Annotated in this window: 7 protein-coding genes; all 7 read left to right on the plus strand. The window is 42.9% G+C overall.

Annotation, left to right across the window (positions count from 1 at the left end; all coding sequences use genetic code 11):
- Nucleotide 1: 1 nt before the first annotated feature.
- The 7 genes from ABWU87_RS00915 (at nucleotide 2) to ABWU87_RS00945 (ending at nucleotide 12990) form a co-directional block, all read left to right on the plus strand.
- Nucleotides 2-946 (plus strand): ROK family protein, encoded by a 945-nt coding sequence (locus ABWU87_RS00915; protein ID WP_353332391.1) that lies wholly within the window; start codon nucleotides 2-4, stop codon nucleotides 944-946.
- Between the two features lie 8 nt (nucleotides 947-954).
- A complete protein-coding gene (locus ABWU87_RS00920; RefSeq protein WP_353332393.1) occupies nucleotides 955-2226 on the plus strand; it encodes a sugar MFS transporter in 1272 nt (423 codons plus the stop codon).
- A 38-nt stretch (nucleotides 2227-2264) separates the two neighbouring features.
- A complete protein-coding gene (locus ABWU87_RS00925; RefSeq protein ID WP_353332395.1) occupies nucleotides 2265-4826 on the plus strand; it encodes a DUF4962 domain-containing protein in 2562 nt (853 codons plus the stop codon).
- Nucleotides 4827-5073: 247 nt separating this feature from the next.
- A complete protein-coding gene (locus ABWU87_RS00930; protein ID WP_353332397.1) occupies nucleotides 5074-8313 on the plus strand; it encodes a SusC/RagA family TonB-linked outer membrane protein in 3240 nt (1079 codons plus the stop codon).
- Between the two features lie 18 nt (nucleotides 8314-8331).
- Nucleotides 8332-10008: a RagB/SusD family nutrient uptake outer membrane protein gene (locus ABWU87_RS00935; RefSeq protein WP_353332399.1), complete on the plus strand. Its 1677-nt coding sequence runs from the start codon at nucleotides 8332-8334 to the stop codon at nucleotides 10006-10008.
- 94 nt (nucleotides 10009-10102) lie between these two features.
- Nucleotides 10103-11101, plus strand: a complete 999-nt coding sequence (locus ABWU87_RS00940) for a T9SS type A sorting domain-containing protein (RefSeq protein WP_353332401.1) — start codon at nucleotides 10103-10105, stop codon at nucleotides 11099-11101.
- Between the two features lie 839 nt (nucleotides 11102-11940).
- A complete protein-coding gene (locus ABWU87_RS00945; protein WP_353332402.1) occupies nucleotides 11941-12990 on the plus strand; it encodes a mannose-1-phosphate guanylyltransferase in 1050 nt (349 codons plus the stop codon).
- Nucleotides 12991-13109 lie beyond the last annotated feature (119 nt).

Genomic DNA, 13109 nt, shown 5'->3' on the forward strand with positions numbered 1-13109 from the left:
TATGCTGCATGCAATAGGAATAGATTTAGGGGGTACTTTTATTAAGTACGCCCTGATAGATGAGAATGCGAACATTGTTACTTCGGGGAAACTGCCATCGGGCGCTGATATCTCTGCGGAGAGAGTGATTGAACAGATTGCCGCCGCAGTAAAGGAGATTCAGCACTATGCCGGCATGCACAACTGCGAAATAGCAGGTGTGGGCATTGGTACTCCGGGTATTGTGGATAGCTCGAACCGGATTGTGCTGGGAGGAGCCGAAAATATAAACGGATGGGAGAACATCCCTCTGGCCGAAAGGATTGAGGAGATGACATCTTTGTCTACAGTGGTGAATAATGATGCCAACCTGATGGGACTGGGTGAAGCCGGTTACGGTGCCGGACAAGGTTGTTCGAATGTGGTTTTCCTTACCGTAGGAACCGGGATTGGTGGTGCCGTGGTGATTGACGGAAAGCTTTTCAACGGGTTTGATAACCGGGGCACGGAGCTGGGACATGTTCCTTTGATTGCGAACGGCGAGCCTTGTGCGTGCGGTTCGGTAGGCTGTCTGGAGACTTACGCCTCTACAGCGGCTCTGGTCAAGATGTTCAAGAAGGGGTGTGAACAGCAGAATATTATCTATCCGGAGAAAGAGATAAATGGTGAACTGATTGTTCGTCTTTACAAAGAAGGTGACCCATTGGCAACGGAATGTTTCAACAACCATTGCTACTACCTGGGAAGAGGCATTGCCGGATTCATTAACATCTTCAGTCCGCAGCGGGTGATTATCGGTGGCGGTCTGTCGGAAGCCGGCGATTTCTACATCGACAAGGTGAGTGATTATGCTTTTGGGAATGTAATACCCGATTGTGCGGTGAACACAACCATTATGGCGGCTACGCTGGGTAATAATGCAGGAAGCATAGGAGCGGCAAAACTGGTATTTACTTCTATTAAATAACCGAAGAAATGAAAAAGAATATAACGCTCATCTCCTTCATCATGATGTTCTGGTTTGTAATATCATTCATTACAAACATCCTGGGACCTATAATCCCCGATATTATTAAGAATTTCAGTCTGAGCCATCTGGCTATGGCAGGGTTTATTCCCACCTCTTTCTTTCTGGCGTATGCAATCATGTCGGTACCGGCAGGTATGCTGATAGACAAGATTGGAGACAAGAAGGTACTGTTCATCGGCTTCCTGATGCCTTTCATCGGAACACTTCTGTTTGCCTGTGTACCTTGTTATGAGATGCTGCTGGCCTCCTGTTTCATCATCGGGCTGGGAATGGCAATGCTTCAGACGGTGCTGAATCCTTTGCAAAGGGTAGCCGGAGGTGAAGAGAACTATGCATTCATTGCCGAATTTGCCCAGTTTATGTTCGGAATAGCCTCGTTTATCAGTCCGCTGGTCTACATTTATCTTGTAAAAGAGCTGACTCCCGGAACCTATAAAAAAGGGAACAACCTCCTTATTGATATGCTGGCAAGGGTGACCCCACCCGAACTGCCGTGGGTATCTCTATACTGGGTGTTTGTGGCACTGCTATTGGTCATGCTGGTTGCTGTGCTGTTTATGCGCATACCAAAGGTGGAACTTTCCGAAGACGAGAAGGCAGGGTCGAAATCCTCCTATCTGGAACTGTTTGAGAAGAAAACCGTATGGCTCTTCTTCCTGGGAATATTCTGCTATGTAAGTACCGAGCAGGCTACTGCCAACTTTATGACTACCTTCCTGGAGAAGTATCACCACATTGATCCTCAGCTGGAGGGTGCACGGACGGTGAGCTATTTCTGGGGACTGATGACAGTGGGTTGTGTGGTAGGAATGATATTGCTGAAGCTTTACGACTGCAGGAAGGTGCTGCTGGGCTCGGGAGTTCTTTCTGCTGTATTCCTGTTGCTGGCGTTGTTTGGTTCTACCACAATTGCAGTTGTGGCCTTCCCCGCCATCGGGTTCTGCATATCGGTTATGTACTCAATCGTATTCTCGTTGGCTCTCAATTCTGTTTCGAAGAATCACGGTTCGTTTGCCGGAATTCTTTGCTCGGGAATTGTGGGAGGAGCCGGCGGTCCGCTTATCGTGAGCGCCATAGCCGATGCTGTGGGTTTGCGTGCAGGAATGCTCTTTATCATGGTTTTCATTCTTTATATCACAGGTATCGGTATCTGGGCAAAACCATTGATTGACAATAAGACAGTACGACTGAGAGAGCTTTTTCAGAGATCCGAATAAGTGAAATAGAAACCATTTATCATATAAATGATTTAGTTATGTTAAACAAAAGATATCTTTTTCTCCTTTTTTCTCTTTCCATCTTGCCCTTAACGCAGGCTGGCGCACAAACGGCGGAAAAAAGCATCACAAAGCAAGCTATTCATCCGCGCTATCGTGAGTGGGCTTCGCCATCCAACGGGAAAGAAGTTTCGGTTAATCCGGTTCCTTTCCTTTGGCCTTCGGCCGGGAAAGGTACAATCTATAAGGTGCGTTTTTCGAAGGATAAGAATTTTCCGGCGAAAGCCACATTTACCAGCGAGAATATTTCCTGGGCCATGTACGATAACCACAAGAAACTGCAGCCGGGAAACTGGTTCTGGCAATACGGCGTGGTGAAGGAAAAGAACGTAGAATGGTCGGCTGTGTTCAACTTTAAGGTAACGGGCGCCAGTCGTGCGTTCGAAACACCTACAGTCAAGGAATTCCTTTCAAAATGCTCCGGCTCACACCCCAGACTATATGTCACTGCGGGCGAACTGGCTGATTTCAGAAAGCGCAACCAGAATACGCAGGATGCCAATCAGGTAATAAAAAGAGCGGATAAACAACTGAAAGCGGCTCTTCCTAAAGAGGAACCAACGCGTCCGCGTGATACAACCAATCTCTCGGCATCGGAAAAAAATGTGATGATGACCTTCATGTATCACGGATTTGGCAACAAGGTGGCCGACCCCATTTCCGATTTGTCGATGGCTTATCTGCTTACCGGAGATAAGGCTTACGGCGAAAAGGCACTGAAGCAGGCGTTGCATCTGGCAAAGATGGACCCTAAGGGCAATGCTACGAATGATGACTTCAACTCGGCAGCTGTGATGGAAGGAATGGCCGCTGCTTTCGATGCCGCCTACGATTTGATGAAACCGGCCGAGAAGCAGCAGCTCCTGGATGCGATTAAGGTACGCGGAACGAAATTCTTCCGTCAGTACGCAAACGAATTTGAAACTCACTCCATGGATAATCACGTATGGCAACATACGCTGAGACAGTTTTGCAACACATCCATTGCAGTGATGAAGGACCTGCCCGAAGCTTCGCAATGGCTGGCATATTGCTACGAAGTGTGGTGTTCTCGCTTCCCGATTTTGGGAGCCGATGATGGCGGATGGCATGATGGAACAAGCTATTTTGCGGTTAATTTCGAGACATTTATATACATGCCGTTTACTTTTAGCCGGTTGACCGGTGTTGATTTCTTTAATATTCCTTATTTTCATAATCTGCCTAAGTTTGTAATCTACTCTTATCCGAAGAACTCTTATTCTACCGGATTCGGAGATAATGCAGAGAATAAGACCAGTCCGGATAAAGCCTATATGGGATTCATGGATGCGCTTGCCCGTGAACTTAAAAACCCATACGCCCGCTGGTATGCAGATAAACTAGCTGAAGATGAGTCCGAAGGATTGTCAAGAGCGAAAGAATTTACTTTCTACCGCCTGATGACAAAGAATCCGCAGAACGTTGTGAAAGCGCAGGTTCCGGATAATCTTCCTCAGGGACTGTTGTTCCGCGATGCAGGATTTGCCCTGATGCACAACAACGTGGCGGATGCGAAAAAGGATGTGATGATAAACTTTACAGCCCTTCCTTTCGGTGCAACCGGACATGCGCATGCTGCCCATAACGGATTCGGCATCAATGTAGGCGGGAAACAACTATATGGTGGTTCGGGCTATTACAGTAACTTTACCGATGCCCATACCCTGATGCATTACCGAACCCGCGGACACAACACCATTCTGGCCGACAGCATGGCACAGTGTATTGGCGAGAATGGCTATGGATGGATTGCCCGCTTCAAGAATACTCCGGCGCTGACCTATGTACTTGGTGATGCCACTCATGCTTACGACTTGATGACTACCGATTTCTGGATTGACAGAATGAAACAGTTTAATGTGGAATATACCAAGAAGAACGGCTTTGGTAATCCGGGAGTAACCCGATTCCGTCGCCACTTTGTATTCCTGCGTCCTGACATCGTGGTGATATATGATGAGCTGAGAGCGAAGAAACCTATCACATGGACTTGGTTGCTACACTCTTATAATCAGATGGAGAAAGGTGAAAAGGAGAATGTCATTTTTGGCGGAAACGAAGTTGCCAACAGTCGTGTAGATTTGTTCTGCCCCTACGCTTTGAACAATAACCTGACGAACGAATTCTTTTCACCGGCAATTAACTGGAAGCAACGCGGAGGGATGGATGCTTCGGAAGCTTACGACTACAAGAAGCATTGGCATTCGGAATTAACTACCCAAAGCAAGACTCCGGCAATGCGTTTCTTGGCTGTTATCCAGATTGACAGAGATAAGAAAACCACCCGTTTGATGGCTCCGAAAGAAATTTCAAAAGGGAAATGGGAAATTGGTGGCTGGAACATTGAAGCGGAGATGGATGGTGCAAAGGCTCCTTTCCTGATTGTAAGAGACAATAAGGGGAATGCAGTGGAGTACAATCTTCCCGGAAACGGCAAAATTAAAGGAAGCACAGTAATCAAAGAGAGAAATAAAATAGCGGAGGAGTTAATTGATATTATCCCTGATGCGGCAAAATAATAATTTATAAACGGATTTGTATAACGAACATTGTTTATCTGGTTGATATTGTAGGCTTTATGAATGGTTTGTTTTGATGCTGAAACAGTTTTGTAACCTGTTTGATGCACATATTTAATAGAATTTTCAACAAAATTAATATTGAAAAACCACGATTAAAGGAAGTAAAAACAATACTGAATTTCATGCTATGATAAATGATATACTTTAGCGATAAGTTTAAAACCTAATAATACATTTTTTTAATATGAAAAAATACACGGGATTTATTTTAATGATAATCTTTCTTATCTCAACAGTTTCGGTACATGCCCAAAGCTTGATTGTAAAGGGAAAGGTTACCGACAATGATGGAATAGAAGTTATTGGTGCAACTGTCACCCTCAAAGGGGTGAAAGGTGTTGGTACTGCAACCGACCTTAACGGGCAGTATTCTATAAAGGTGAACAATCCGGCTAAGGATGTGCTCGTATTCTCTTTTATAGGTATGGAACCAAAAGAAGTGAAGGTGAACGGCAAGAAACAAATCGATGTTAAGATGACTGTGAATGCCGTTACGTTGAACGAAGTAGTAGCCATTGGGTACGCTACCGTGAAGCGTAAGGACCTAACGGGAGCTGTTTCATCAATCTCGGGTAGCGAAGTTGGGAAAGTTCCTGTAACCAATGTGGCCCAGGCAATAGCCGGTAAAATTGCCGGTGTGAAAGTAACCCAATCTGAAGGTTCGCCCGATGCAAGCATTTCCATTCGTGTGCGTGGAGGTATGTCAATTACTCAAAGTAATGAGCCTCTCTACATTATTGATGGATTTGTTAGCGATAACGGAATGAATGGATTGGAACCAAGCGATATCGAGAGCATTGATGTACTGAAGGATGCTTCGGCTACAGCAATCTACGGTTCGGCAGGTGCCAATGGGGTTATCCTTATCACCACAAAGAAAGCAAAAGAGGGTAAGTCGAATATTACCTACGATATGTACATCGGATTCAAGAAGCTGACTAAACGTGTTGACCTGCTTAGCAACAAGGATTTTGTGAAAATGGAATACGAAAGAGCTATCCTTAACGGGGATGATGATATTAAGAAATTCCTTTCTATCTATGCCGATCCATATTCATCAAGCGCAGGAACTACTCAGGAAGCCATGATGGCCGCATACGGACAGATTGATGGTATCTATGGAAACAGACCGGGTATCAACTGGCAGGACCAAGTGTTTGAAGACAATAATCCTATCTCTCAGAATCACAAAGTATCAATAAGCGGAGGTACAAAGAAGTCCAACTACAATGCTTCTATTGCCCGTAACATGGACGATGGTATCATGAAAAACAGCGGACTGGTAAGAACAAACCTTCGCGCTAAGTTGAACCAGATAGTGAACGACCGACTGACTTTCGGACTGAACATCAACTATACAGATGAGACAACAAAAGGACTGGGTTCGTTAGGTGAATCGGGTCAGTTCAGCCGTATGCAGCATATCCTGCAATATCGCCCGGTAATTGGCAAATACGGAAATGACCTCGATCTGCTTACATTCCAGAAAGACCCTGCTATTGATGAAGACAGCGGAAACCAGATGCAAAATCCATTGATCTCGATCGACGCTGAAGATCGTACAAAGATTAACAAGTATCTTTCTTACAACGGTGAAGTGGTATTTAAACTGAGCAAAAACCTGACATATCGTGGTACTGCCGGTTTGAGAAACAGAACTACAAGCGAAGAACTGTTCTATAAAGCAGAAAGCCGTCAGGCTATCAATGCCGGTGCTCCCTGGGGAACCATCAACAAGTATGATTACAATACTTTTGAGTATAACAACACGCTGACTTATGCTCCGAAACTGAAAAAAGGACACTCTTTCGACGCGATGGTTGGACAGGAAGACTATATGCTTGAAACTAAGTATCTGAGTCTGACTAATACAACTTTCCCTGATAAGAACTTTGGACTGGATGATATCTCTCTGGGAACAACTCCGGGTATACCATCATCTAACCACATCAAGTACAGAAAGATATCTTTCTTCGGTCGTGTGAACTATAACTACAAACAAAGATATCTGGCAACAGCTACCTTACGTGCGGATGGTTCAAACCGTTTCGGTTCGAACAATAAATGGGGTTACTTCCCTGCTGCATCTTTTGCATGGAGAGCTTCTGAAGAAGAATTCATTAAAAAATTGGATGTATTCTCTAACCTGAAGGTTCGTCTGGGTTATGGTATGGCAGGTAATGACGGAATTGGTAACTACCGTTCACTCTCAAAAATGTCATCAGAGACTACTCCTTTCGGAACAGGTGTTTATACATCTTATGGTAGCTCACAGTTGCCTAACCCTAATGTGAAATGGGAAACCAATGTTACTTCCAACTTAGGTATCGACATGGGATTCTTCAATCAGCGCATTCAGGCAACAGTTGATGTATATAACAATGAAACAAGAGACTTGCTGCTCGAAACAAGATTGCCACTGTTGTCGGGTTACGCAACAACTATCAGAAACATTGGTAAAACTCAGAACCGTGGTATCGAGGTTTCAATCAATACCGTGAATATCAGAAACAAGAACTTTATGTGGGAAACCAGCTTTAACCTGGCTCGCAATGAAAATAAGGTGAAAGCTCTTTCGGATGCCGACTTCTTCACAACCCGTTCGGGATGGGTAGGTGCAGCTGAATTCAATGATGACGACTATATCATTCAAAAAGGTGAATCTTTGGGATCGATGTACGGATTTAAACTGGCTGGAATTTATACTACTGCCGATTTTGACCACTACGATGCTGCAACAAAGAAATATGTATTGAAAGAAGGTGTTCCTTATAATGCATCAGATTATCCGCAGCCGGGTAGCTGGAAGTTTGTTGATATTGACGGAAAGGATGGAATCACTGCAAACGATAAAACAATTATCGGTAACGCAAACCCCGACCTGATTGGTGGATTGATTAATAACTTTACTTATAAAGGTTTCGACTTGAGTTTCGCACTTAATTTTCAGGTTGGCGGCGATGTGTACAATGCCAATAAGATGTATTTCACTAAGATGAACAACAGACAAAGAAACTCTCTGGCTGTAAGTGCAGACCGCTTTACTTATATCGACCCGGTTGACGGAAAGAATGTATTTACAGATATAACCAGACTTGGTGAGATAAACGAAGGGAAAACAATGGCATCCATCAATGGATCGTCTGTTCTCAAGTTCCACTCCGGATATATTGAAGACGCATCATTCCTTCGTCTGAACAATATTACCATGGGATATACCATTCCTAAACAATTGTTGCAGAAAGCAAGCATCAACAGCCTCAGAGTATACGCTTCGGCATACAACCTGATGACATTGACAGGATATTCAGGATTCGACCCTGAAGTGAATACTAAACCAAATGGTGGATTAACTCCGGGAGTAGACTGGGGAGCATACCCAAGAAGTTTCTCTTTTGTGTTTGGACTTAATCTTTCATTCTAACTATAAAACTGATATTATATGAAGACATTAAATAAATGCAAGGCTTATAAGAAAATTGGCAAGCTGATGTTTGTTGCAGCCTTTATGGGATTGGCAACATCATGCAACGACCAGTTGAAAGAGGAGGTTTTCAACTTCTACGATGTGAACGAGTATTTTAAGGATACTGAAAATCTGGATATGGCTGTAAATGGAGTGTACGAAACCTTCAGCAACATATCAACCTACGGACAGTACTGGATGGTGTATGACACTGATACAGATATATCGCACATACAGGGAGCTAGTATCGGACACGTGGCCCGCGATTTGGGACACTATAATGCCTATGCAACCCACTCATGGCTGCAGGAGTCATGGCAGTTGTACTACCGGGGCATTGACCGTGCAAACACAATTCTTGAAAGATGCGGAGATGTAACGCTGAAAGGTGAAGCAGCCGACACGATAAAATACAAGAAACTGGTGGCTCAGACTAAATGCCTCAGAGCAATGTGTTATTTTGACCTGGTACGCCTTTTCGGCGATGTGCCGTTTAAACTGAATGCATCAAAGGATGGTGACGATTTTAAATTGCCAAAGACAGACAGAAATGTGATTTATGACCAGATATTCAAGGATTTCGAAGAAGCAATTCCTGATCTTCAATGGAGAGATGCTGAAGAGCGTATAAATAAGGGCGCTGCAATGGGATTACTTGCCCGCGCTTATATGTTCCGCGGAGGATACTCACTCTATGGATCCGGACTGGTTGGTGAAATGAAACGCTCTGACAATTATAAGGAGTACTATCAAAAAGCTCAGACAGTGTTGAACGAGTTGGTCGATTCAAATCAACATGGTTTGCTAAGCAGCTACGAAAGAGTATTCAGAAATATGTGTGAGCAGGTTTACGATCCATTTGAAAACATCTGCGAAATTGCATTCTTTACCCCAACCGGACAGCCCCTGGGTGCTAGCGTAATGGGAACATACAATGGACCAAGCATTGCACAGACATCCATCTACGGCCGTGCCAATTCATTCATAAAGACTCACCATTTCTTCTATGATACTTATGAAAGTGGCGATTTAAGAAGAAGTGTGGCTATTGCTACATTCCAGATTTCCAATACCGATGCGGCAACAAACACCACTAGCGAGATACCAAGAAGCAAGAGCTACACTTGGGCTCCCGGAAAATGGAGAAGAAACTGGCATACAGGTGCAGTGAAGGATAACAATAACACGGATGTTAATGTGGTACTGTTGCGCTATTCTGATGTATTGCTGATGCTTGCCGAGGTAGAGAATGAACTGAACAACGGACCTACTGCAAAAGCAATCGAGTGCGTTAACCAGGTTCGCAGAAGAGCATTCGGGCTTCCTTATAAAACAGCCGATGCTGTACGCGACCTCAAAGTAACCGACTTTGCAGATAAAAATGCATTCTTCGATTATCTGTTTAAAGAACGTGCCCGCGAACTCTGCTTCGAAGGTGGAAGACGTCTGGACTTGGTTCGCTGGAACCTGCTGGGGAAAGCAATCATGGATACAAAGACTAAGTTTGATGAAGCTATGGCAAGTAAATTATTTGGTAAATACTCATTCCTTGCTGGTGAACGCTATACAGCCGGTAAACATGAGCTATATCCTATCCCTGATTACGATATAAGAGAAACAAAAGGTCTTATCATACAAAATCCAGGATATTAATATTATATAGAGGTTGCCTGGGAACAATTTAACTCCCGGGCAACCTCTTTGATCTCTTCGATAATCAAAACAACAACTTAAAAACAATGCTTGTATGAAGAAAATTTTTACTACAATTACTTGTATTGCATTTGCAGCAATGACTGTTAATGCACAGCGAATAAACAATCTTACAATTGATGGAGTTACTCCACTGTCAAAGTATGCCTCTTTTACTCCGGGTGCCAATCCTGGTGAGATTCAGATGGTATTCCTTCCAAACCAGGACCTCACTAATCTGAAGGTTACACCAACTATGTCAGCCTACTACAGCCTTAAAACTCCGGCTACAATGCCTACTGATTTTTCATCTATGCAGAGTGTAACGATAAGTAATGATACTTTAAGTGCAACTTATAACATTGTCTTCAAGAGCATCAAACCAATTTCATTACCGGTTGCACAGTTTGATTTCGCTACAGCATGGACTTCTGCTACAGAAGGATGGGCTGGCTCATGTGCTGAGCCCGATGCCAGTGGTAATGTGAAGTTAGGAAGCGGAAGCCGCAGCTTGATTTTGGCCTTTAAAGATGCTCCTGGAGCTTTTTCTTATCAGATCAATGTGGCAAGTACCACTTGGGATCCCCTAAATGTCTTTGATGTTCAGGAATCTGCCGATGGCATTACATGGAATACGGTAGCACAGTACAACGGTTCGACCCCAATGCCGCTATCAACAGCTACACCTGCTGAGAAAACTCAGAACAAGACATTGGATGCAGCATCAAGATATGTACGTTTTATCTATTCAAACAGAAAGGCATCAAACGTAACGGTAGCAAAGGTTTCAGTTGCTAAAAATTTGGGAACAGGCATTGCTTCAGAGACTGCTGCAAGTGAGTCGGCATATTATGTTCCTGCTACAAAAAGCCTGATGATTAATGGCATTGAAAATGTGGCTAAGGTAAGAATATGTGATATTTCGGGCAAGCTTTTATTGGACGAAAAGGCTTCGGACAATGTAATCAGCCTGAACTCTTTGGCAAAAGGAACTTATATTGTAGTTCTGGTTACTAAAGATGGAAAAACGCTTCCTTCTAAAATAAACATTTGATTTTACTTATATAATTAAGTCCCTAAAACAATTCCCCCTGTTTTAACTCTCGCTATTAAAAAGAGAGAGTTGAAACAGGGGGATTGATTTTTTATTCTCTTTAGTGTATGTGTTGTAGCGGTACTGTATTTAGTAAATACCACCTAATAATAAAATGCCGCCGAATGCAACTAATAAAATTAAGCCATTAAGACTCTACAGTGTAAAATGAACAATATCCGGTGAAGCGGCATTATAAAGATCACATATTAATTGTATGTGAACTTTGTTCGTGTAACACCCATACAACAAGTGCTGCAAGGGTAATGAAAATCATCGCAAAAACTGCGATTATGATATATTTTTCCAGTTGTTCATGTTCGGGATTGATAAACCCGTGTTCGTTGTATTTACAAAGATACTTTTTAATTTTAGTCATAATAATCGTTTCAAAGAAAGTTAGGGTTTTGCAAATATATAGATTTATAAAGCCTGAATGCCCTATGGATGGACTGTTTTATACTATTTTAGTATTTAAAAATGTTAATTTAATAATATAAAAAAGATTAAAATATAGATGTAGCATGAATATAATCAAGATGAAATATGGGTATATTAGTTTTGTTGCAAAATGGATTAGGAGACGGAATTTGCTGTAAATTAAAGGTTTTTGGGATAATTCATATTTTATTTCCCCTGGTTTTGCATGTGCCTGGAGATTTTTTTTATCCTGATAAAATACCATTATGATGCAGATTGGATGACTGGCTGTTAATCATAACTGTTTCTGTAGGAGATTTGTTATTGTAATTATTATGAATATCTTTGCGTGATGCAATAAAAACTATAATGAAGATCCGATGAAGAGTACACATGTTGTGATAATGGCCGGTGGAATTGGAAGCAGATTCTGGCCGATGAGCACTCCCGAATGCCCCAAGCAGTTTATTGATGTGATGGGATGCGGAAGAACACTGATTCAACTTACTGCAGACAGGTTTACAGACGTATGCCCTCCCGAGAATATATGGGTGGTAACATCTGCAAAGTATACAGCTATAGTAAAGGAGCAGTTGCCGGATATACCTGAAAGCAACATACTGGCCGAACCTTGTATGCGCAACACCGCACCGTGCATCGCTTATGTTTCCTGGAAAATTAAGGTGAAATATCCCAATGCTAACATTGTTGTAACTCCTTCAGATCAGTTGGTGATCAACACAACCGAGTTTCAGCGGGTAATAAAACGTGCACTTGCATTCACCGAAAACAGTGACGCTATCGTTACACTGGGTATCAAACCTAACAGACCGGAAACAGGATATGGATACATCGCCGCTGGTGAAGAAATGGAAACCAGCAAGGAGATTTGTAGGGTAGATGCATTCCGTGAAAAACCTGACAAAGCAACAGCCGAGAAATACTTGGCAGCCGGGAATTATTTGTGGAATGCAGGCATCTTTGTGTGGAATGTAAAAACAATATCGGCCGCACTAAGAGTTTATGCACCCGAAATTGCAGAGATTTTCGATAAAATATATACCGATTTTTACACTGAACGCGAAACGGAATCGATTAACAGGTGTTTCCCCGACTGTGAGAACATTTCGATCGATTATGCGGTAATGGAAAATGCCGAAGAGATTTATGTAATGCCTGCCGAATTTGGATGGTCCGACTTGGGCACATGGGGAGCGCTCCGAGGTTTAATGCCTCAGGACGATTTCGGAAATGCATCGGTGGGAACCGTGAAAATGGTGGAAAGTACAAATTGTATGGTGCATGTACCCCAGGAAAAACGTGTTGTGATACAGGGACTGGATGGATACATCGTGGCCGAGAAGGATAATACCTTACTGATTTGTCGAATGGAAGAAGAACAGCGTATAAAGGAATTCAGCGCTGAGTAAGTTCTAAATAACAATAGAAATTACGGGCAATTGTTCTCTTGAAAGAAAAGAAAACAGTTTGCCCGTATTTTTTTTTAATTTTTAGTAAACATTCTCATCTCTTGTTTGTTCTTGTTAAG

Origin of the sequence: Bacteroides sedimenti, from assembly GCF_040365225.1 — a bacterium.
Classification (GTDB): domain Bacteria; phylum Bacteroidota; class Bacteroidia; order Bacteroidales; family Bacteroidaceae; genus Bacteroides; species Bacteroides sedimenti.